This window comes from Pseudomonas oryziphila, from assembly GCF_003940825.1.
Lineage (GTDB): Bacteria > Pseudomonadota > Gammaproteobacteria > Pseudomonadales > Pseudomonadaceae > Aquipseudomonas > Aquipseudomonas sichuanensis.
In genome coordinates, this window is record NZ_CP034338.1 from 1,164,201 (window position 1) to 1,185,620 (window position 21,420).

Genomic DNA, 21,420 nt, shown 5'->3' on the forward strand with positions numbered 1-21,420 from the left:
GCTGTCGGCAGCCTGCTGCCTGCAGGTAAGCCAGGCATGCAGGCGCCGTTGCGCTCAGATGGCCAGTGCATGCTGCCCCTGCGTGTGGGTGTAGCGTTGACGGGACTCGCGCACGGTCGGCTTGAGGAAACCGAGCATGACCGAGCGGGTATCCTCGCAGGCGCTCTTGTGCTCCATGTCGAGGAAATGGCCGGCGCCATGGATCACGCTGAAGTGGCTTTGCCCCACATGTCTGCTGAACTGCCGCGCATCTTCGACGGTGGTGTATTCGTCACGGTCGCCGTTGATGAACAGCACCGGGATATCGATGTTGCGCGCGGCCTTCAGCGCTCGCTCCAGGTCATGGTCGAGCACCTGGTTGATGTGGAAATGCATCTGCGCGTACTCGTGGCTGTCCAGGCTGCTGACATGCCGGTAGTTGAAGCGCTTGAACAACGACGGCAGGTATTTGCCGATGGTGTCGTTGACCAGGTTGCCCACCTGATAGCGATCGCAGGCGGCGAGGAACTGGCAGCCACGCTCCAGGTAGTCGCGCATCGGTTCGTTGATCACCGGCGAGAACGAACTGACGATGGCCTTCTTCACCAACCGTGGCTGGTGCGCCAGCGCCAGCAGGGCGCAGGCACCGCCCCAGGAGAACGACATCACGTGGTCGGCCTGGAAGTGCTCGATCAGCTCAAGGAGGATATGCGACTCGGTCTCCTTGGTGATCAGCCGTTCCTGGCGGTTGTGGGGCTTGGACTTGCCGGCATAGGGCTGGTCGTACAGCACCACGTTGAATTGCGGGTGCAGGCTGCGCACTGTCTGTGCAAAGGACGCCGTGGTGGCCAATGATCCATTGATCAGGATGATGGTCTTTTCGGCGCCTTCCGCGCGATGGAACTCCGTGTAAACCCGGTACTGACCTTGGATATCAAGTACAGCAATTTCTGGCCTCATGTCATCGACTCCTGGCGCAAAAAAGGGTATTCGCGTCACCTGTTGGTCTGTGTGGCTGGTTCGTGAACTCGCGTTCGAATCAACCGCGCAGGCCGTTAGGGTGCACGTGCTTTATGACAGGTAGGCATTTGCCTGGAAGAAAACCGGTGGGCCCTTGTGTCGATCCCTGACGCGCGTGTCGACGGTATTGTTGTAGCGGGCGATTTGCCGTGCCCCAAGGTGTCGAGACCCTGGGTGGCCGGCAAAAAGGTGTCTTGGACTGCATCCGTGACTGGTAAGTCACAGGCAGACCGACAAGTTGGCAGTCAAGCAGCGCAGGGCCGATCGCGCAAGTGAGTTTCTGGGGATATTTTGCAGCGAACCGCTGGGCGGTCGGTGTAGTGGAAAACTGCCAGGGCTACCCAATCGTTTGCGCGAAAAACGCCCGCGCAGAGCCTTCGCAGCCGCTCAGAAACAGGCGATTTCTGCGGCCGAAAGGTCCCTGTACTGGCCCGGCAACAAGGCCGGATCCAGCTCGATCATCCCCATGCTTTCGCGGTGCAGTTGCAGCACCTTGTTCTGAAAGTGGCCGAACATGCGCTTGACCTGGTGATAGCGGCCTTCGACGATCGCCAGCCGCGCTTCGCGGGGGCCGAGAATATCCAGCTGCGCAGGCTGGGTGGTCAGGTCTTCGAAGGCGAAATAGAAGCCTTGGCGAAACTTTTCGACGTAGTGGGCGCCGATCTCGTCCTCGGTCTGTACGTGGTAAACCTTGGCCAGCTTGGTCTGTGGCTGGGTCAGGCGGCGCGACCACTGGCCGTCGTTGGTCAGGATCAGCAGCCCGGTGGTGTTGTAGTCCAGGCGCCCGGCAATATGCAGGTCGTCGCGCCATGCAGGCGGCAGCAGGTCGAGCACGGTGCGGTGCTGCGGGTCGCTGGTGGCGCTGACGCAGCCCATGGGCTTGTGCAGCATCAGGTAGCGCGCCGGGCGGCCGGCCTGCAGCAGCTGTTCGTCCACCTCGACACGGCTGAACTCGCGTACCTCGTGCAGCGGGTCGGCGGTGATCACGCCATCCACGCGCACACGCCGCTGCACCAGCAGCAGGCGCACTTGCTGGCGGTTGAAACAGGGCAGGTTGGCGAGGAAACGGTCGAGGCGCATGGCGGCAGGTGGCGACAGATCGGCGCGCAGTCTAGCGAATCGCGGGCGATTGCGCTGCCTTGAGTTGCTCGTCCACTTTCGCGCACTGCGGGCACAGGCAGGCCTGGTTGCGCAGTTCGGCAGGCAGGGCTTCGATGATCGCCGGGTCGATGCTCACCGCGAAGCACCAGCACCCTTGGGTGGCGCTGGCCGGGTTGGCCAGGCCGCACTGGTTGGCGGCGCCGCAGGCAGGGCAGTGCTGGTTACTGGTCATGGTCGGGTCCGGACATCTGGCTGCAGACGCGGTTGCGTCCGCCTTGTTTGGCACGATAAAGCGCGTGGTCGGCGCGGCTCAGCAGGCTGTGCAGGGTGTCGTCACGCTGCAGGCCGGCGAGGCCGATGCTGACGGTCAGGCGCAGCGGTTGGTCGGCGTAACTGAAGATCAGTTGCTCGGTGCGCCGGCGGATCTTTTCGGCCACTTCGACGGCCTGGCGCCCTTCGGTTTCGCGCAGCAGCACGATGAACTCCTCGCCGCCCCAGCGGCAGAGTATATCGGACTGTCGCAGGCTGCCCTGCAGCACGTTGGCGAACTGGCGCAGCACTTCGTCGCCGGCCAGGTGGCCGTGGGTGTCGTTGAGTGCCTTGAAGTGGTCGAGGTCGATCAACAGGGCGACCAGCGGTGCACTGATGCGCTGCGCCTCGACCAGCGCCTGGCCGGCCAGCAGGTCGAAGCTGCGCCGGTTGGGCAGGCCGGTGAGGCTGTCGAGGGTGGCCAGGGCCTCGGCGTTGTCCTGATGGCGCTTGATCATGGCGTTGAGCAGTGACAGCACCACCAGGGTGATCATGGCGCAGATCGCCAGGTTCAGGTACAGCGACTGGCGGATGCGGTCCAGGGCACTGGTCTCGCGCTTGTCCACCAGCAGGTACCAGTCCAGCTCGGGCAGCGGGCGCACGTTGAGGAAGTGGCTGTGGCCGTCGTTATCGTAATACTCGTGGCTGCCGGCGGCAGGGGTCGGCATGCGCGCCAGCAGGTCTTTCCACTGGCTGCTGTCACTCAACTGCTGGCCTGCGCGAAGGCCGTGGGGGCCACCGTCGGAGCCGGTCAGCAGCACCTTGCCCTGGGCATCGGTGAACAGCACCGAGCGATGGTAGCGGCGCTGGTAGTCATCGATCAGGCGTACCACCGACTCGACGCTCAACCCCACCCCCACGGCACCGATGAAGCGCTGCTGGTAGTCGAGCACGCGGTAGTTGATGAATACCGTGAGCTTGTCCTGGTTGGCCATGTCCACGTCGACATTGATCTCGTAGGGCACGCTGGCCTCGCGCAGGCGGAAGTACCAGGCATCGCGCCAGGCATCGGCCTTGACCTGCTTGAGTACACCTTTGGCCTGGTAATAGGTGCGGCTACGTTCGGAGACCAGGAAACTGGTGAAGGTGCCCTGGCCGCCCATCACTTCGCCCAGGTAGCGGGTAATGCGCGTGGGGTCCTGTTCGCCGCCCAGCAGCCAGTCCCGCAGGAAGGTGTCCTGAGCCATCATCGACGAGATCAGCACCGGGCGGATCAGGTCTTTCTGGATTTCCGAATAGACGGTGTCGGAGGTCAGTGGCAGCTCGGTGTTGACGATGCCGTCGCGGATTGCCCCGCGCGAGGCGTAGTAGCTCAGCAGCGAGGTGGCGAGGAAACCGCAGCCCAGCAACAGCAGCAGGGTGAAGATCAGCGAGCGTTGCGAGAACAGGGCGGAAGGCGAGGGCATGATCGTCCCATGATGTGTGCCGGTGGCGACATTCTAGTGAGATGACCGAAAAATGACTGCATGTTTTTCAGGGTTATAGGGGATGTTTCAATTTGTTGCAGAAATGGCACTGAACCCTGGCCGGACTGTCTTATGCAGTGTCGATCAACGCATCGTCGTCGACGCTCGCCAGCGCCGCTGTGTCGGGCACCCCTGCGGTCCAGGAGGCCGCCATGTACCCACGAATCCTGATCATTGTCCTGCTCGGACTGCTGACTTCTGCCTGCGCCCCCTACTACGAGAGCGACGGCTATTACCGCAGTGATTACTACACCAGCGACCGCTACGTGTACCCCGGCTATTACCGCCAGGACCGCTACTATGTAGCCCCGCAACCGCGCTACTACTACCAGAGCGCGCCGCGTTACTACCAGCCTGCACCGCGCTATTACCGGCCGGCACCGGTACCGCATTATCGGCCCTATCCGGCACCCGGCATGCAGCCCAGCTGGCACGGCAACCCGCGTAACGACTATGGCAACCGGCAGCGTTATGACTATGGGCGGGACCGCGATCGGCAGGACTACCGCAACGACAATCGTGGCGGGCGCGGGGATCGCTGGCATTCCAATGGGCAGGGCCATGGTGACCGCGGCCAGGACGGCGGGCGGGGAGGGGATCGCAACTGGCAGCGTTGAGGGCAAATGAGCCATCACAGGGCAAGTCGGCGTGCCGTACCGACTTGCCCTGTACTGTTTCTACGCCAGATCAGCCAGCGGGTGCCGACCTTCCCAGGCCTTGCTGAAATGCGCCGCCACCACTGCTGCGGGCACCTGCGCCACGTCCGGCCAGTGCCAGTGCGGCGTGTTGTCCTTGTCCAGCAATCTGGCCCGCACCCCTTCGCTGAACTCGGGGTGACGGCAACAGTTGAGGCTCAGGGTGTATTCCATCTGGAATACCTGCGCCAGCGACAGGTGGCGGGCCCGGCGGATCTGCTCCCACACCAGGTGCGCGGTCAGCGGGCAGCCCTCGTGCAGGCGCTGACCTGCCGCGGCCAGTAAAGGGTCGGCATGCCGAGCCAGGCCGGCCAGCGCACGCCAGGCCGCTACCGGGTCGGCCACATCGAGTACTTCGTCGATCACTGCCCGGCGCGCCAGCCATTGGCCCTCGGGCAGTTCGGCGCACGCTCGGTGCTGTTCGGCCTTGAGCAGGCTGTTGAGCTGCAGGGCGGTCTGTTCCTGCCAGTTCAGTTGCAGCAGCTCCTCCACCAGCGCTTCTTGTTGATGCTCGCCAAAGAAACGGTCGGCCAGGCCCAGGTCCAGGGCGTCACGGGCATTGATCGGCGCGCCGGTGAGGCCGAGGAACAGGCCGAGCTTGCCGGGCAGGCGGGACAGGAACCAGCTGGCGCCCACGTCCGGATACAGGCCGATGCTGATCTCGGGCATGGCCAGGCGGCTGCTGGGGGTGACGATACGCACCGCCGCGCCCTGCAACAGCCCCATGCCACCACCGAGCACATGGCCATGGCCCCAGCACAGCAGGGGCTTGGGGTAGGTGTGCAGGCGGTGGTCGAGGCGGTATTCGCTGGCGAAGAAGGTGGCGGCCAGCGGCGGTATGCTGCCGGGATGCTCGCGGCAGGCTTGTACCAGTGCACGCACGTCGCCCCCGGCACAGAAGGCTTTAGGCCCGTTGCCGCGCAGCAGTACGCAGACGATGCCGGGGTCGTGAGCCCAGGCGTGCAGGCGCTCGTCGAGCACCTCGATCATCGGCAGGGTCAGCGCATTGAGCGCCTTGGGTGCATCCAGGCTGGCGATGCCGATGCGGGCGCCATCGGCGCCGGTGAGTACCTCGCATTGAATGGACATGGACTACCTCGCGCAAGTCATCCCACCAGTATGGCCCGCGCTGCTGAAGCTGCCGGTCGTCGGTCGGATCGATTGACAAGCCGGCGCGGCTTTCCTAGTGTCGCGCCACTTTGCTTCTGGATGGCCCCATGACCGACGACGACCGCATCAAACTCGAACCCAGCTGGAAGGCCGCGTTGCGCGCCGAGTTCGACCAGCCCTACATGCATCAGCTGCGTGAGTTCCTGCAGGGTGAATACGCCGCCGGCAAGGAGATCTACCCGCCGGGGCCGCTGATCTTCAATGCGTTGAACTCAACGCCGCTGGAGCAGGTGAAAGTGGTGATCCTCGGCCAGGACCCGTACCACGGCCCCGGCCAGGCCCATGGCCTGTGCTTCTCGGTGCAGCCGGGCGTGCCTACGCCGCCGTCGCTGGTCAACATCTACAAAGAACTGCAACGCGACCTCAACCTGCCGATCCCCAACCACGGCTACTTGCAGAGCTGGGCCGAGCAGGGGGTGCTGCTGCTCAACACCACCATGACCGTGGAGCGGGCCAATGCCGCCTCGCATGCCAAGAAGGGCTGGGAGTTCTTTACCGACCGGGTCATCCAGGTGGTCAGCGAGCAGTGTCCGAACGTGGTGTTCCTGCTGTGGGGGGCGCATGCCCAGAGCAAGCAGAAGCTGATCGACGCCAGCAAGCACCTGGTGCTCAAGTCGGTGCACCCGTCGCCGTTGTCGGCCTATCGCGGGTTCTTCGGCTGCGGGCATTTCAGCCGGGCCAACGGCTTCCTCGAGCAGCGCGGGATGGCGCCGATCAACTGGGCGTTGCCGCCGCTCTGATAGATCGCGTCGCCTGCTTCGCGGGTAAACCCGCTCCCACAGGTACTGCGCATTCCCTGTGGGAGCGGCGGTGCGCCGATGCGATTTACCCGCGAAGAAGCCAGCACATCATTCCTGGCTGGCGTTCCAGCGCCTGAACAGCGGCTCGGCCAGAAACAACACGAACAACAACCGCATCACCTGCAACGCCGTCACCAGCGGCACCGACAGTTGCAGGGTCTCGGCCGTCAGGCTCATCTCGGCAATCCCCCCCGGCATCATCCCCAGGGTCAGCGAACGCAGGTCCAGGTGGGTGAGCAGGCTCAAACCCCAGGCCGCGCCTGCGGCAACCAGCATGCACAGTGCCGTGGCCAGCAAGGTCCGGCCGAGGAACGACGGCGCCCGGCGGAAAAACGCGCGATTGAAGTGACAGGCCAGGCCGCTGCCGATCAGCCACTGGCCGATCTGGCTGGCGCCATTGGGCAAACCGATCTGCAGGTTGCCGGCCAGGCTCACGCTCGCCGCCACCAGCAACGGCCCGAACAACCACGGATTGGGCTGGCGCAACCGTTGCCAGATCAGCGCGACCACCACGGCCAGCGGGGCGATCAGGGCCAGCCAGCCCCAACTGACGCTACCGGCATGGTTCAGCGGCACCCCATCACCGAGCAACAGCTTGAACAGCGCCGGCACGCACAGCACCACCGCCAGCACTCGCAAGCTCTGAGCGGCTGCCACCTGGCTGAGCACCGCGCCATTGCGCGCGCCGAGGTTGACCATTTCTCCAGAGCCGCCCGGCATGCTGGCAAAAAACGCCGTGGCTCGGTCTTCGCCGGTACGCCGCAGCAGCCACACGCTGATCACGCTGGATAGCGTGGTGAACAAGGCGCCGAAGAAGATCAGCGCGAAGTGCTCGGCAACCTGCTCGATGACCGCCGGGGTGAAGTGCAGGCCGATACCGATACCGATGATCCACTGCCCGCACTTGCGACCATTGGGTATTTCGCTCAGTTGCCAGGGGGTCAGGCAGCGCACCAGGATGATCGCCAGCAACGCGCCGACCATCCACGGCAAAGGCCAGCCGACCTTGCTGGCGGCAAAACCGCCAGCAAGACCGACCAGCCCGGTGGCCCAGAACAGGGGGAGACCGCGGTCAGGCATCCGCCATCGCCCGGCGTTGTTGCGCGCGTTTGCGCCAGATGCGCAGCAACGGCAGGGTCAGCATCAACACCGTCAGCACCCAGACCGACATGCTGATCGGGCTCGACCAGAGGATGCCCAGCTCGCCGTTGGAGATCGACAGCGCGCGGCGCAGGTTCTGCTCCATCAGCCCACCGAGGATGAAGCCCAGCAGGATCGGCGACAGCGGGAAGTCCAGCTTGCGCAGGATGTAGCCCATGATGCCGATGCCGACCATCAGGAACAGGTCGAAGGTGGTGGCATGCACGGCGTACACGCCGATCGCGGTGATGATCGCGATCACCGGTACCAGCGCCCAGTTCGGTACGGCGAGGATGCGGGTGAAGATGCGGATCATCGGGATGTTCAGGATCACCAGCATGATGTTGGCGATGAACAGCGAGGCGATCAGGCCCCAGACGATGTCCGGCTGCTGTTCGAACAGCAGCGGGCCCGGGGTGATGTTGTACAGGGTCAGCGCGCCGATCATCACGGCAGTAGTGCCCGAACCCGGTACACCCAGGGTCAGCATCGGCACCAGGGCGCCACAGCAGGAGGCGCCGATGGCGGTTTCCGGGGCGGCCAGGCCACGGGCGTCACCCTTGCCGAACTTGCCTTTTTCACCCGCCATGCGTTTTTCGGTCATGTACGCCACGGCACTGGCCAGGGTCGCGCCGGCACCCGGCAGTACGCCCATGAAGAAGCCCAGCAGGCCGCAGCGGATGTTCACGGCGAACACCGACGCCGCTTCCTTGAGGTTGAACAGCATGCGCCCGGTGGCCTTGACCGCCACGTGGCCATGGTGGGTCTTCTCCAGCAGCAGGAGGATCTCGCTGATCGAGAACAGCCCCAGCACCAGCACCACGAACTGGATACCGTCGGCCAGGTGCACGCTGTCGCCGGTGAAGCGGTACACGCCGCTGTTGGCGTCGATACCCACCGCCGACAGGAACAGGCCGATCAACGCGGCAATGAAGGTCTTCAACGGCTTGTCGCCGGCCATGCCGCCGAGGGCGACGATGGCGAACACCATCAGCACGAAGTACTCCGCCGGGCCGAAGGCGATCGCCCATTTCGCCAGCAGCGGGGCGAACAGCACCATGCCGCAGGTGGCGATGAAGGCGCCGATGAACGAACTCCAGGCCGACAGCGACAGTGCCACACCGGCCAGGCCCTGGCGGGCCATGGGGTAGCCGTCGAGGGTGGTCATCACGGTGGAGGCTTCGCCGGGGATGTTCAGCAGGATCGAACTGATGCGCCCGCCGTATTCGCAGCCCAGATAAACGGCGGCCAGCAGGATCAAGGCCGACTCCGGCGGCAGGCCGAGGGCGAAGGCGATAGGGATCAGCAGGGCCACGCCGTTGATCGGGCCCAGGCCCGGCAGCAGGCCGACCACGGTGCCGATCAGGGTGCCGGTGAGGGCGGTGACCAGGTTGTACGGGCTCAGCGCGACGCCGAAGCCCTGGCCGAGATAGCTCAAGGTATCCATGTGTCAGTTCTCCAGTACGCTCAGCAGGCCAAGGGGCAGGGGCACGTCCATCACGCGGTCGAACAGCCAGTACAGCAGCAGGCTCATGCCCACCACCACGAGGGCGCTGTGCAGCCAGCGGCCGCCGTACAGGCGGGCCATGGGGATGCCCACCAGCACGGCGCTGAGGATGAAGCCCAGGGCCTCGAAGGTGCTGGCGAAGACGATCAAGAGGCCGACGCAGGTGGCGATCTTGATCAGGGTTTCGCGGTCCAGTTCGGGCTCGTCGTCCTTGCGTACGATGGGCGTGGGGCGGATGGCCAGGTACAGCAGGCCCAGGCCCATCAGGCCGAGCATCAGCAGCGGGTAGGCGCGCGGGCCCACCGGTTCATAGGAAAACGCGGCCTGGTAGGGCCAGGCCATCACGGCCAGGGCGGCGCACACTGCCAGCAAAAGCAGGGCGAAGAGGCGTTGCAGGATCATGGGAGAAATCCTCTAAAAGGATTGCCGAAGCACAACTCGGGATCTGTGCTGGCCGCATCGCTGGCAAGCCCGCTCCCACAAGACATCCGCCGCTTCGGGATTTGGCGCAGACCATGTGGGAGCCGGCTTGCCGGCGATGAGGCCAGTACAGGCTGCGTGGCTTACTGGATCAGCCCGAACTCACGGGCCAGTGCCTTGTAATCGGCCACCTGCTTCTTCACATAGCCGTCCAGCTCTTCGCCGGTCATGGCGAAGGGGAACAGCTCGCGCTGGTCGCGCAGCTTGGCGAAGTCTTCCGAGGCGAGCATCTTGTCGAACGAGGCTTTCCACCAGGCGTAGTCTTCGTCGCTGACCTTTGGCCCCAGGTAGAAACCGCGCACCACCGGCCAGACGATGTCGTAGCCCTGCTCCTTGGCGGTGGGGATGTCTTTCATTTCCGGCTCGTCCAGGCGCTTCTCGGAGAACACCGCGAGGATGCGCATGTTGCCGCTCTGGATGTGCGGCATGGAGTCGGAGATATCGGTGGAGCCGACCTGGATATGGCCGCCGAGCAGCGCGGTGGCGATCTCGCCGCCGCCTTCCAGGGCCACGTAGCGCAGGTCGCGCGGGTTGATGCCAGCGGCCTTGGCGATCAAGGCGGTCTGCATCCAGTCCTGGCTGCCGACGGTGCCGCCGGAGCCGATCACCACTTTGCTCGGGTCTTTCTTCAGGGCCGCGACCAGGTCGTCGAGGGTCTTGTAGGGCGAGTCGCTCTTCACCGCGATGGCGCCATAGCTGGTGCCCACGGCTGCCAGCCATTTCACCGCGTTCTCGTCAAAGCGGCCGAATTTGCCTTGGGCCAGGTTCAGCAGCGAGCCGCTGGACCAGGCCACCAGGGTGCCGGCGTCGCCTGGCCGCTGGGCAACCACGGCGTTGTAGGCCACCGCGCCGACACCGCCGGGCATGTAGGTCACGCGCATCGGTTTGCTGAGGATCTTTTCCTCCACCAGGGCGCTCTGTACCAGCTTGCAGGTCAGGTCGAAACCGCCGCCGGGCGAAGCCGGGGCGATGCATTCGGGGCGTTTCGGTTCGGCGGCCAGGGCATTGCCTGCCAGCAGCAGGCAGCCGGTTGCGAGGGCGAGGCGGCGCAGTGAAAAGGTCATCGTCTATCTCCGTGAGCGTTGTTGTTATGAGTTACCACAGAGCTACGCTGTAGCTCACCAGCAGCCGTACCTCGTCCGCGTCGCGGGCGATGTTGGAGCGGAAGGTGGCGTTGCGCAGGCGCACGGCGACGTTTTTCAACGGGCCGCTTTGTACCACGTACTTGAGTTCGGTGTTGCGTTCCCACTCCTTGCCCTCGCCACCGGCGGCGCGGCTGACGTTGTCGCCATTGATGTAGCGGGTCATGAAGGTCAACCCGGGCACGCCCAGGGCTGCGAAGTTGTAGTCGTAGCGCGCCTGCCAGGAGCGCTCGTCGGCACCTGCGAAGTCGTTGATCTGCACGAAGTTGACGAGGTAGGGGTCGGCGCCGTCGACATAGGGGAAGGCGCTGTCGCCGCTCAGTTGCTGCCAGCCGGCGCTGAGCTTGTGCCCGCCCAGGCCATAGCTGAGGATGCCGCTGAAGGTGGTGTTGTCGATGCGCCCGGCCTTGGCCTGGCCGGCTTCGTCGCTCACCGCCAGGCGCAGGTCGGCGCCGAAGGTGCCCGGGCCCCAGGGCTGGGTGGCGAGCATGCCGATGAAGTGCTGGCGGTAGATATCGTCGAGCTGGGCGAAGTGGTAGCTGCCGGTGATGCGGTCGGTGAACTTGTAGTCCAGGCCTGCCAGGTCGAGGTTGTCGGCGCTGAAGCTGCCACCGAAGCGGCCGTTCTTGTTGTTCAGCGCCAGGTCTTCCCAGTTGGTGTCGTTGCGGTCCTTGGCCTTGTCCAGGCGCCCGCCGGTGAAGGTCAGGCCCTTGATCTCGTTGGAGGTGACCAGGCCACCTTCGAAGGTTTGCGGCAGGATGCGCCCGTCGTTGGGCTGCAAGGTGGGCAGTTCGGGGATCAGGGTACCGACTTTCAGTTCGGTCTGGGACACCTTCACCTTGCCGGTCAGGCCGAGCTTGGAGTACTCGTCGGCCGCCTTGCCGTCGTCATGGGTGGGCAGCAGGCCGGTGTCGGTGCGGTCGGGGCTGGAGTCGAGCTTCACACCGAGCATGCCCAGGGCATCCAGGCCAAAGCCCACGGTGCCCTCGGTGTAACCGGACTCGAAGTTGAGCATGAAGCCCTGGGCCCATTCATCGCGCTTGGATTGCTGCGCGCTGGTGCCGTCGCGGAAGTCGCGGTTGAAGTACATGTTGCGGGTTTCGAAGGTGGCGGTGCTGTCTTCGAAGAAGGCGGCCTGGCTCAGGGGGGCGACACCGGCAAGGGCGACGGCGCTGGCGAGGGCGCATGGGCGGGCGGCGAACGAACGGGAAGGCGCGAACGCCTGCGGCTGCATGGACAGCATCGTCGGTGACTCCAATTATTGTTCTTATAAATTGCACCTTGCTGGTGCTTTTGGCGGCGCGTGGGGCGACCGTGGTGCGATGCTAGGCAATCAACCTTTCGCTAACCTTTCAGCGTGAAAGGTTTGCTGCTAGGGCTTCACAGGCCCGGTGACGGCGGTACACTCCGCGCAAAAATCCGCGCAAAAAGCCCTACCCGGGCTGGGAGAATCCGATGCGTGTGCTGCTGGTCGAAGACCACCTGCAACTGGCCGAAAGCGTGGCCCAGGCCCTCAAGAGCCAGGGGCTGACCGTGGATGTGCTGCACGACGGCGTGGCCGCCGACCTGGCGTTGGCCAGCGAGGACTACGCCGTGGCGGTGCTCGATGTCGGCCTGCCGCGCATGGACGGCTTCGAAGTGCTGGCGCGTCTGCGCGGGCGCGGCAAGACCGTGCCGGTGCTGATGCTCACCGCGCGCAGCGATGTGAAGGACCGGGTGCATGGCCTGAACCTGGGCGCCGACGATTACCTGGCCAAGCCTTTCGAATTGACCGAACTCGAGGCGCGGGTCAAGGCGTTGCTGCGCCGCAGCGTGCTTGGCGGTGAGCGCCAGCAGCGTTGCGGGCCGCTGGTCTATGACCTCGATACCCGGCGATTTTCCCTCGACAACGAACCACTGACGCTCACCCAGCGCGAGCAGAGCGTGCTCGAAGCCTTGATCGCCCGACCGGGCCGGGTAATGAGCAAGGAGCAGCTGGCGGCCCAGGTCTTTGGCCTGGACGAAGAGGCCAGCCCCGACGCCATCGAGATTTATATCCACCGGCTGCGCAAGAAGCTCGATGGTCACCCGGTGGCCATCGTCACCTTCCGTGGCCTGGGTTACCTGCTCGAGCACCGCGATGCGTGACAACGGCAGCCTGCGCGGGCGCCTGCTGGGCAACCTGGCACTGTTGCTGGTGGTGCTGATGCTGGCCAGCGGCCTGAGCGCCTACTGGAATGGCCGTGAGGCCGCCGACACTGCCTATGACCGCACCCTGCTGGCCTCGGCGCGAACCATTGCCGCCGGGCTTTCGCAACGCGACGGCACGCTCAGCGCCGATGTGCCCTACGTGGCCCTTGATACCTTCGCCTACGACAGCGCCGGGCGCATCTACTACCAGGTGCTGGACATCCACCAGAAGCTGATCTCGGGTTACGAAAACCTGCCGCCACCCCCACCGGGTACGCCGCGCACAGACGACTACCCGGCCCTCGCCCGTTTCTACGACGCCACTTACCAGGGCCAGGATGTACGGGTGGTCAGCCTGCTCAAGGCGGTCAGCGAACCGAACATGAATGGCATGGCCGAGATCCGCGTGGCCGAAACCGAAGAGGCGCGGGTACGCATGGCCCGTGGCCTGATGGCCGACACCCTGCTGCGCCTGGGCATGCTGGCGCTGGGCGCGCTGGTGCTGGTGTGGTTCGCGGTCAGCGCCGCGCTGCGCCCGCTGGAACGCCTGCGTGGCGCGGTGGAAGAGCGCCAGCCGGACGATCTGCGGGCCTTGCCGGTGGTGCAGGTGCAGCGTGAACTCGGGCCGCTGGTGCGTGCGCTCAACCACTTCACCGAGCGCTTGCGTGGGCAGTTCGAGCGCCAGGCGCAGTTCATCGCCGATGCCGCCCATGAGCTGCGCACCCCGCTGGCGGCGCTCAAGGCGCGGATCGAACTGGGCCTGCGCTCGAAGAATCCCGAGGAGTGGCGCCAGACCCTGGACGCCGCCGCCCAAGGCACCGACCGCCTGACCCATCTGGCCAACCAGTTGCTGTCGCTGGCACGGGTGGAAAACGGCGCACGGGCCATTGCCGAAGGCGGCGCCCAGCGCCTGGATCTGAGCCAGTTGGCCCGTGATCTGGGCATGGCCATGGCCCCTCTGGCCCATGCCCGCGGCGTGTCGCTGGCGCTGGAAGCCGAGGCGCCGGTATGGCTCAAGGGCGAGCCGACCTTGCTCAACGAGTTGCTCAGCAACCTGGTGGATAACGCCTTGGCCCATACACCGGTGGGTGGCGATGTGATCCTGCGGGTGCTGGCACCGGCGGTGCTGGAGGTCGAGGACGATGGGCCGGGGATTCCCGAGGAGGAGCGCGAGCGAGTGTTCGAGCGCTTCTACCGGCGCAGCGCGCAGGGCAGCGGGCTGGGGTTGGCCATCGTCGGCGAAATCTGCAGGGCGCACCTGGCGCAGATCAGCCTGCATGATGGCGAGCGGGGCGGGTTGAAGGTGCGGGTGAGTTTTATCGCGGACTAGTGCCTGGCATTTGTGTTGCGTTCACTGGCCAATCGCTGGCAAGCCAGCTCCCACAGGGTTCGAGTAAACATGTGGGAGCTGGCTTGCCAGCGATTGGCCGGGTCAGGCAATTGAAGGTTTGTGCTTCAGCGCAACATGTTCCGCGCTTCCAGCAGCTCATCGACATTCAGCTCGGTCCCGTAGGGCAGCCCCAGGTGCCGGTAGGCGGGCAGCGCCGCCAGCGGCCGGCTGCGCCCGCGCTGGCTGATGCAGCGGGCGACCTGCACCACGTCGATGTAGTCGACCTGGTCGGTGCGCCGGTCCAGGTCCTGGACCTGGCCTGGCAGCTTGACCAGCTGCTCAGGGAATTCCCAGGCACTGAGGATTTTGTCACCCAAGGCTGGCTGGATCTGTTCGATCACGTAATGCAGGCACACCGGGTCCGAGAGCAGTTCGTTGTGCTCCTGGGCATAGATCAGCACCGGCAGTGCGCCGATCTGATGAACCAGGCCGCCAAGCGCGGCCTGATCGGGTTTGAGCTGGGTGTAGCGGCGGCACAGTTCATAACTGATGCCTGCAACTTCAAGGCTGTTGGCCCAGATATCGCGGAGTTTTTGTTCGACCGCCGGGGCGCGGGCGTGGAAGATCTGCTCGATCACCAGGCCAATGGCCAGGTTGCAGCTGTAGTTGATGCCCAGGCGAGTGATGGCGGTGTGCAGGTCGGTGACTTCAACCGCGGCGCGCAGCAGTGGGCTGTTGACCACCTTGATCAGGCGCGCCGACAGGGCGGCGTCGCGGCCGATCACCTTGCTCAGGGCCGAGACGCTGATTTCGCTGTCCTCGGCGGCTTCGCGGATGCTCAGGGCAACCTCCGGAAGCGTCGGCAGGACCAGGTCGTCGTTGTCGATGGCTGTGAGCAATTGCGCTTGGACCATCTCGGCCAGCTTGTTCATGGACTTCTCTACGGCAAAGGTGGTGCGGCCCCGCCCCGTGGGCGGGGCGGGCTGGTCAGCGTTGGATTTCCCGGTCGCGGTCCAGTTCGTAAGGCAGGTCGAGCAGCGCCAGGCGTGGGCCTTCGAGGCTGCCCAGGTGCAGGTTGTCGTCGGCCACTGCGTCGGCGCTGAGCACGGCCAGCAGCTCGACGCCGTTGCCCGCGCTGGCGGCGATCACCACTTCACCGACCGACGAGCCGTGGGTGGGCGAGAAGATCTCGGCGCCTGGCGCCGGCACGTCGGCCTGGGCGAGCGCGAGGCGGTACTGGCGGCGCTTGAGCTTGCCCAGGTACTGCATGCGCGCGACGATTTCCTGGCCGGTGTAGCAGCCTTTCTTGAAGCTCACGCCATCGACTGCCTGCAGGTTGATCATCTGTGGGATGAACAGTTCGCGGGTAGGGCCCATGACCTGGCCGATGCCGGCGCGGATCTGGCCCAGCAGCCAGTCGTTCAGCCTGCCCTCGGGCAGGCTGGCGGCGAGTGTTTCGCGCACTGCCGTGGCCTGTTCGGCGGGCGCCCACAACTCCACCCGGCCAGGCGAGACACGCAGGGCGATCAGGTTGTCATGACGCACGGTCGCACCAGCGGCTTCCGGCACGTTCAGGCCCAGGGCCTGCAGGGCAGCGTCGCCGTGCTGCAGGCCAAAGCGTACCCAGGCAGCGCTTTCGTCGCTCAGGGTGGCCTTGGAGAACACGGCGTACTTTTTCAGGTCGGCCAATTGCGCGTCGAGCAGTTCGCTGGCCATCGCCAGCAGGTAGCCATTACCTTGCGGGAGGATGCGGAAGCTCGACTGCATCCGGCCCTTGACCATGCAGCGAGCGCCGAGGCCGGCGTGTTCATCGCTGAGGTAGTTGAGGTTGCAGGTCAGTTGGCCTTGCAGGAACTTGCCGGCGTCGGACCCGCGCACGGCGAGGATGCCCTCGTGGGCGAGCGTACAGAAAAAAGCGGAATCGGCCATGGGTCATCGCGGTAGCTAGAGACTGGCGGCCATCATAGAACGCCAGTAACAAAATAGGTAGGTGACTAGACCAACGCCCGGTGTCGCTTCGTGCGCCGCACGGTATACTGCCCGACCATTCGAGGAGGGCCCCATGGTCGAACAAACTGAACTCAATCGGCTTTTCTGGCACAGCCGCCGTGGCATGCTGGAACTGGACGTGCTGCTGGTACCTTTCACCCAGGAGGTCTACCCCAGCCTGAGCGAAGCCGACCGTGAACTCTACGTGCGCCTGCTGAGCTGCGAAGACCAGGACATGTTCGGCTGGTTCATGGAGCGCAACGAGTCCGAAGACCCGGAGCTGCAGCGCATGGTCCGCATCATCCTGGACCGTGTCCAACCCAAGTGACCGTTTCGAGTGCCGTTGGCAGGGCTCACGCCTGCTGCTGACGGCCTACCTCGCCAGCCAGGCGCTGGCGATCATCACCTTGGCCGTCATCGCACTGCCGTTCTGGCTGCGCGGCCTGGCGTTTCTCGTCTGCCTGGCGCATGTCTGCTGGGCCATTCCCCGCCGTATCCTGCTCACGCACCCCCATGCGATCACCGGCTTGCGCCGCGACCCGCGTGGCTGGCATTTATACAGCCGTGCCCGTGGCTGGCAGGCGGTGCGATTGTGCCGCGACAGTATTGCCCAGCCAGGTTTGGTGGTGTTGCGCTTCGTGCGCAAGGGCCGCTGGCTCAGTGAGAGCCAGTGCGTCGTGAGCGATGCACTGACCCCTGAGGCGCATCGGCGCTTGCGCGTGCGGCTGAAGTTCAGCCGGCGAAGGTGGGCGGCTGCAGGATAGTGTCGTGGGCCTCGGGCAACATGCCCGGGTAGTCGAGGGTGTAGTGCAGGCCACGGCTCTCTTTGCGCTGCATCGCCGAATGGATCATCAGCTCGGCGACCTGGGCCAGGTTGCGCAGCTCGATCAGGTCGCGGCTGACCTTGTAGTTGCTGTAGAACTCGTCGATTTCGTCCAGCAGCATGCGCACGCGGTGCTCGGCGCGCTGCAGGCGTTTGCTGGTGCGCACGATGCCGACATAGTCCCACATGAAGCGCCGCAGTTCGTCCCAGTTGTGCGCGATGATCACGTCCTCGTCAGAGTCGGTGACCTGGCTTGCGTCCCAGCAGGGCAGGGCGCGGGGCATGCTCACCTGGTCGAGGTGCGCCTCGATGTCGGCGGCGGCGGCGCGGCCGTAGACGAAACATTCGAGCAGCGAGTTGCTGGCCATGCGGTTGGCGCCGTGCAGGCCGGTGAAGCTGGTTTCGCCGATGGCGTAAAGGCCGGGTACGTCGGTGTGGCCGCGATCATCGACCACGACCCCGCCGCAGGTGTAGTGGGCCGCTGGCACCACCGGGATCGGCTGGCGGGTGATGTCGATGCCGAAGGTGAGGCAGCGCTCGTAGACGGTGGGGAAGTGGCTCTTGATGAACTCGGCCGGCTTGTGGCTGATGTCCAGGTACACGCAATCCACGCCCAGGCGCTTCATCTCGTGGTCGATGGCGCGGGCGACGATGTCCCGTGGTGCCAGCTCTTCGCGTGGGTCGAAGCGGGGCATGAAGCGCTCGCCATTGGGCAGGCGCAGCAGAGCGCCCTCGCCGCGCAGGGCTTCGGTCACCAGGAAGCTCTTGGCTTGCGGGTGATACAGGCAAGTGGGGTGGAACTGGTTGAACTCCAGGTTCGCCACCCGGCAACCAGCCCGCCAGGCCATGGCGATACCGTCGCCACAGGCGCCGTCGGGGTTGCTGGTGTACAGGTACACCTTGGCCGCGCCGCCCGTGGCCAGCACGGTGAAGCGGGCGCCGAAGGTGTCGACCTCGCCGGTGTTGCGGTCCAATACATAGGCGCCCAGGCAACGGTCGCCGGCGAGGCCCAGGCGGCGCTCGGTAATCAGGTCGACCGCGACGCGCTGCTCCAGAAGCTCGATGTTCGGCCGCTGGCGCGCCTGGTCGAGCAAGGTTTTGAAGATCGCCGCACCGGTGGCGTCGGCGGCATGGATGATGCGCCGGTGGCTGTGGCCGCCCTCGCGGGTGAGGTGGAACTCGAAACCACCGTCGTCGACGCTGTAGTGCTCGTCACGGGTGAACGGCACGCCTTGCTCGATCAGCCATTCGATTGCTTCGCGGCTGTGTTCGACGGTGAACCGCACCGCGTCTTCGTGGCACAGGCCGCCGCCGGCATTGAGGGTGTCCTCGACGTGCGACTGCACGGTATCGGTGTTGTCGAGCACTGCGGCCACGCCGCCCTGGGCCCAGAAGGTAGAGCCGTTGGCCAGGTCGCCTTTGCTGAGTACGGCGATGCGCAGGTGGCCGGGGAGGTTCAGTGCCAGGCTCAGACCAGCCGCACCACTGCCGATCACCAGGACATCATGTTGGAATTGTTGGCTCATGTCGGGACACTAGTAATCTTCGAAGGGGGCACGGCACAATAGTCAAGCGCAGATGGCATTGTGAAACTATCGTGAAACCGGGCCGGGATGCCTTTATAGCAGCCCCGGGGGCCTGATTTCCAATGGCGCTTGCGGGGCAAAGACGATCTTTTCGGGAACTTTCCTCTACCCCAGGAAATCCTAAGAAGGCTGTACGCACGCCACATTTTGCCGCGGCGACGCAGGGCGGCGGCCCTTTGCTTGGGCTCAGACCTGCGTACTGAAACCTGATTATCGACGCAGCCGGCCGTGACCGCGCTGCGCCTTTCGTGCGAGCCGACCAAGGGCCGCAGGAAACTTGCTTGGAGGGGAGAACTTTTGCGTAAAGCCCGAGTCTATGGTTGCAAGCCTGAACGATGCTTGTCGCAACGCTCCTTCGAGTTCACTGAGGAGTGTTCATGCTAACCCAGGAAGAGGATCAGCAGCTTGTCGAGCGCGTGCAGCGCGGCGACAGGCGAGCGTTCGATCTGTTGGTGCTGAAGTATCAGCACAAGATTCTCGGGTTGATCGTGCGTTTCGTACACGACACCCATGAAGCGCAGGACGTGGCGCAGGAAGCCTTCATCAAGGCATACCGGGCGCTGGGGAATTTTCGCGGTGACAGCGCGTTCTACACGTGGCTTTACCGCATCGCCATCAACACGGCGAAAAACTATCTGGTGTCCCGTGGAAGACGGCCGCCAGACAGTGATGTGAGCTCCGAGGATGCGGAGTTTTACGACGGCGATCATGGTCTCAAGGATCTCGAGTCCCCAGAACGCGCTTTGTTGCGGGATGAAATCGAAGGCACAGTCCATCGCACCATCCAGCAACTGCCGGAAGACCTGCGCACGGCGTTGACGCTGCGCGAGTTCGATGGTCTGAGTTACGAGGACATTGCCAGTGTCATGCAATGTCCGGTGGGTACCGTGCGCTCCCGGATTTTCCGCGCTCGGGAGGCCATAGACAAAGCCCTGCAACCGCTGTTGCAGGAAACCTGAGACAGCGGCGACAGCCAAGAGAGGAACCGCCATGAGTCGTGAAGCTTTGCAGGAATCGCTGTCCGCGGTAATGGATAACGAAGCGGACGAACTGGAACTGCGTCGAGTGCTCAATGCCGTCGACGATTCCGAAACCCGCGCCACCTGGTCGCGCTACCAGGTCGCTCGCGCAGCGATGCACAAGGAACTGCTGTTGCCCAAGCTGGATATCGCCTCGGCGGTTTCCGCAGCATTGGCCGACGAGGCGGTGCCTGCCAAGGTCAAGCAAGGCCCGTGGCGCAGCATTGGCCGCCTGGCCGTGGCTGCCTCGGTGACTGTTGCAGTGCTGGCTGGCGTGCGTTTCTACAACCAGGACGAGATTACTGGTGCCGAATTGGCGTCCCAGCAGCCTGCCCAGCAGGGGCTGAGCATGCCGCAGGCACAAGGCCCCGCCGTTTTGGCAGGCTATAGTGAAAGCAGCGAACAACCGACCGGGCCGATGGCCAACGGTGTGCTGCAGAACCAGGCTGGCTGGGATCAGCGTCTGCCAGGTTACCTGCGCCAGCATGCTCAGGAGTCCGCGCTCAAAGGCACCGAGACCGCTCTGCCTTACGCACGCGCTGCCAGCCTGGAAAACCGCTAGTAAGGAGGATCATGCGCGCGCTACCTCTCCTGTCGCTGCTGCTCGGCAGCAGCCTGACGGTGCAGGCCTACGCGGCCAACTCCACGCCCGAGGCGAGCGAGTGGCTGAACAAGCTGGCACAGGCTGAACAAAGGCAGAGTTACCAGGGGTCGTTCGTCTACGAGCGCAATGGCAGCTTCTCCACACACGATATCTGGCATCGCGTCCAGGACGGCAAGGTCAGCGAGCGGTTACTCCAGCTCGATGGCGCTGCCCAGGAAATCGTGCGTGTCGATGGCAAGGTGCAATGTGTCAGTGGCGCCTTGGTCAGCGGTGTGACCGCTCCGCCCGACGCCGCCCCGCGCATGCTCGACCCCTTGAAGCTGATGAGCTGGTACGACCTGAGCGTGGCAGGCAAGTCACGCGTCGCCGGGCGCGACGCGGTGATTGTGACCCTCACCCCGCGTGATCAGCATCGCTACGCCTTCGAGCTTCACCTGGACCGCCAAACCGGCTTGCCGCTGCGCTCGTTGATGCTCAACGAAAAGGGGCAGCTGCTCGAACGCTTCCAGATGACCCGCCTCGACACCGATGACCTGCCGAGTGACGCCGACCTCAGTGCCAGTGCCGCCTGCAAGCCGATCGAGCGGGTGGTCGCCAGTACTCCGCAGGCCGTTGCCGGTTGGCGCTCGGACTGGCTGCCGCCAGGCTTCGAGCTGATCAACAGCAGTGTGCGCCGTGATCCGGACCGCAAAAGTACCATCAGCAGCCTGATGTATGACGATGGCCTGACGCGCTTCTCGGTGTTCCTCGAGCCGATCAGCGACAATTCAGGCACCGATACCCGCACTCAGCTCGGCCCGACCGTCGCGGTCTCGCGCCATCTCAACACGCCCAAGGGCAAAGTGATGGTCACCGTGGTCGGCGAGATTCCACTGGGTACCGCCGAGCGTGTGGCGTTGTCGATGCGGGCCCAGGATGCTCAGGCGCGTCAGTAACGGCGCTTCATGAAAGCTTCTGTTACACAGTGCTGACAGGAAATTAACCCATTGTCATTTGCAATCCAGCCATAAATTTTCTATAGGTCAGGCTCTTCTGGGAGTCTGGCCTTTTCTGCGTCTGCTGGGCCTAACTGCTAACTACGCTCGTTGTAA

At 64.6% G+C, this 21,420-nt stretch carries 22 protein-coding genes; 9 read left to right on the top strand and 13 right to left on the bottom strand.

Going from position 1 to position 21,420, the window contains the following annotated elements; genetic code table 11:
• Positions 1 to 54 precede the first annotated feature (54 nt).
• From EJA05_RS05525 to EJA05_RS05540, 4 genes are all read right to left on the bottom strand, one after another.
• The gene (locus EJA05_RS05525; protein WP_125462795.1) at positions 55 to 939 is read right to left on the bottom strand and encodes an alpha/beta fold hydrolase; all 885 of its coding nucleotides are present in this window, start codon (positions 937 to 939) and stop codon (positions 55 to 57) included.
• A gap of 447 nt (positions 940 to 1,386) precedes the next feature.
• Positions 1,387 to 2,079: a pseudouridine synthase gene (locus EJA05_RS05530; RefSeq protein WP_125857594.1), complete on the bottom strand. Its 693-nt coding sequence runs from the start codon at positions 2,077 to 2,079 to the stop codon at positions 1,387 to 1,389.
• A gap of 31 nt (positions 2,080 to 2,110) precedes the next feature.
• Positions 2,111 to 2,332, bottom strand: coding sequence for a cysteine-rich CWC family protein (locus tag EJA05_RS05535; protein ID WP_125462797.1), 222 nt, complete (start codon positions 2,330 to 2,332; stop codon positions 2,111 to 2,113).
• Positions 2,322 to 3,815, bottom strand: a complete 1,494-nt coding sequence (locus EJA05_RS05540) for a sensor domain-containing diguanylate cyclase (protein ID WP_125857595.1) — start codon at positions 3,813 to 3,815, stop codon at positions 2,322 to 2,324. The genes EJA05_RS05535 and EJA05_RS05540 overlap by 11 nt, the downstream gene beginning before the upstream one ends.
• A gap of 212 nt (positions 3,816 to 4,027) precedes the next feature.
• Between EJA05_RS05540 and EJA05_RS05545 the strand changes: the two genes are divergently transcribed.
• Complete coding sequence (locus EJA05_RS05545) at positions 4,028 to 4,492, top strand: hypothetical protein (RefSeq protein ID WP_125857596.1); 465 nt, start codon at positions 4,028 to 4,030, stop codon at positions 4,490 to 4,492.
• Positions 4,493 to 4,552: 60 nt separating this feature from the next.
• On the opposite strand, the gene EJA05_RS05550 is transcribed toward EJA05_RS05545, so the two are convergent.
• Positions 4,553 to 5,659 (bottom strand): enoyl-CoA hydratase/isomerase family protein, encoded by a 1,107-nt coding sequence (locus EJA05_RS05550; RefSeq protein WP_125857597.1) that lies wholly within the window; start codon positions 5,657 to 5,659, stop codon positions 4,553 to 4,555.
• Between the two features lie 128 nt (positions 5,660 to 5,787).
• On the opposite strand from EJA05_RS05550, the gene ung reads away from it, so the two are divergent.
• Complete coding sequence (gene ung / locus EJA05_RS05555; RefSeq protein ID WP_110993777.1) at positions 5,788 to 6,480, top strand: uracil-DNA glycosylase; 693 nt, start codon at positions 5,788 to 5,790, stop codon at positions 6,478 to 6,480.
• Between the two features lie 108 nt (positions 6,481 to 6,588).
• Here ung and EJA05_RS05560 read toward each other — a convergent pair whose 3' ends face one another.
• From EJA05_RS05560 to EJA05_RS05580, 5 genes are all read right to left on the bottom strand, one after another.
• Positions 6,589 to 7,620: an AbrB family transcriptional regulator gene (locus EJA05_RS05560; RefSeq protein ID WP_125857598.1), complete on the bottom strand. Its 1,032-nt coding sequence runs from the start codon at positions 7,618 to 7,620 to the stop codon at positions 6,589 to 6,591.
• The gene (locus tag EJA05_RS05565) at positions 7,613 to 9,127 is read right to left on the bottom strand and encodes a tripartite tricarboxylate transporter permease (RefSeq protein ID WP_110993779.1); all 1,515 of its coding nucleotides are present in this window, start codon (positions 9,125 to 9,127) and stop codon (positions 7,613 to 7,615) included. The genes EJA05_RS05560 and EJA05_RS05565 overlap by 8 nt, the downstream gene beginning before the upstream one ends.
• Positions 9,128 to 9,130: 3 nt before the next feature.
• Positions 9,131 to 9,589, bottom strand: a complete 459-nt coding sequence (locus tag EJA05_RS05570; RefSeq protein WP_125462803.1) for a tripartite tricarboxylate transporter TctB family protein — start codon at positions 9,587 to 9,589, stop codon at positions 9,131 to 9,133.
• Positions 9,590 to 9,750: 161 nt separating this feature from the next.
• Complete coding sequence (locus EJA05_RS05575; protein WP_110993782.1) at positions 9,751 to 10,731, bottom strand: Bug family tripartite tricarboxylate transporter substrate binding protein; 981 nt, start codon at positions 10,729 to 10,731, stop codon at positions 9,751 to 9,753.
• A 31-nt stretch (positions 10,732 to 10,762) separates the two neighbouring features.
• Entirely contained in the window at positions 10,763 to 12,052 is a 1,290-nt protein-coding gene (locus EJA05_RS05580; RefSeq protein WP_125857599.1) for an OprD family porin, read from the bottom strand.
• 212 nt (positions 12,053 to 12,264) lie between these two features.
• Between EJA05_RS05580 and EJA05_RS05585 the strand changes: the two genes are divergently transcribed.
• Together EJA05_RS05585 and EJA05_RS05590 are read left to right on the top strand one after the other, a co-directional pair.
• Positions 12,265 to 12,936, top strand: a complete 672-nt coding sequence (locus tag EJA05_RS05585; protein ID WP_125462806.1) for a response regulator — start codon at positions 12,265 to 12,267, stop codon at positions 12,934 to 12,936.
• Positions 12,929 to 14,308, top strand: coding sequence for a sensor histidine kinase (locus EJA05_RS05590; protein WP_125462807.1), 1,380 nt, complete (start codon positions 12,929 to 12,931; stop codon positions 14,306 to 14,308). The genes EJA05_RS05585 and EJA05_RS05590 overlap by 8 nt, the downstream gene beginning before the upstream one ends.
• Positions 14,309 to 14,433: 125 nt before the next feature.
• Here EJA05_RS05590 and EJA05_RS05595 read toward each other — a convergent pair whose 3' ends face one another.
• Together EJA05_RS05595 and ygfZ are read right to left on the bottom strand one after the other, a co-directional pair.
• Positions 14,434 to 15,240, bottom strand: a complete 807-nt coding sequence (locus EJA05_RS05595) for an HDOD domain-containing protein (protein ID WP_125462808.1) — start codon at positions 15,238 to 15,240, stop codon at positions 14,434 to 14,436.
• 55 nt (positions 15,241 to 15,295) lie between these two features.
• Positions 15,296 to 16,237 carry a CAF17-like 4Fe-4S cluster assembly/insertion protein YgfZ gene (ygfZ, locus tag EJA05_RS05600; protein WP_125857600.1) on the bottom strand — a complete coding sequence of 314 codons (942 nt, stop codon included), beginning with the start codon at positions 16,235 to 16,237 and terminating at the stop codon, positions 15,296 to 15,298.
• A gap of 133 nt (positions 16,238 to 16,370) precedes the next feature.
• Here ygfZ and EJA05_RS05605 point away from each other — a divergent pair, with 133 nt between their 5' ends.
• Positions 16,371 to 16,625 (top strand): FAD assembly factor SdhE, encoded by a 255-nt coding sequence (locus EJA05_RS05605; RefSeq protein WP_110993788.1) that lies wholly within the window; start codon positions 16,371 to 16,373, stop codon positions 16,623 to 16,625.
• Positions 16,609 to 17,061 (top strand): protein YgfX, encoded by a 453-nt coding sequence (locus EJA05_RS05610; protein WP_125857601.1) that lies wholly within the window; start codon positions 16,609 to 16,611, stop codon positions 17,059 to 17,061. The genes EJA05_RS05605 and EJA05_RS05610 overlap by 17 nt, the downstream gene beginning before the upstream one ends.
• Here the strand turns inward: EJA05_RS05610 and nadB are convergent.
• Entirely contained in the window at positions 17,030 to 18,646 is a 1,617-nt protein-coding gene (gene nadB / locus EJA05_RS05615) for an L-aspartate oxidase (RefSeq protein ID WP_125857602.1), read from the bottom strand. The genes EJA05_RS05610 and nadB overlap by 32 nt on opposite strands.
• A 437-nt stretch (positions 18,647 to 19,083) precedes the next feature.
• Here nadB and rpoE point away from each other — a divergent pair, with 437 nt between their 5' ends.
• Genes rpoE through EJA05_RS05630 form a run of 3 tightly spaced genes read left to right on the top strand, consistent with a single transcriptional unit; the run spans position 19,084 to position 21,264 of the window.
• A complete protein-coding gene (rpoE, locus tag EJA05_RS05620; RefSeq protein WP_010220971.1) occupies positions 19,084 to 19,665 on the top strand; it encodes an RNA polymerase sigma factor RpoE in 582 nt (193 codons plus the stop codon).
• A 31-nt stretch (positions 19,666 to 19,696) separates the two neighbouring features.
• Positions 19,697 to 20,287: a sigma-E factor negative regulatory protein gene (locus tag EJA05_RS05625; protein WP_110993791.1), complete on the top strand. Its 591-nt coding sequence runs from the start codon at positions 19,697 to 19,699 to the stop codon at positions 20,285 to 20,287.
• Between the two features lie 11 nt (positions 20,288 to 20,298).
• Complete coding sequence (locus EJA05_RS05630; RefSeq protein WP_125462812.1) at positions 20,299 to 21,264, top strand: MucB/RseB C-terminal domain-containing protein; 966 nt, start codon at positions 20,299 to 20,301, stop codon at positions 21,262 to 21,264.
• Positions 21,265 to 21,420: the final 156 nt, after the last annotated feature.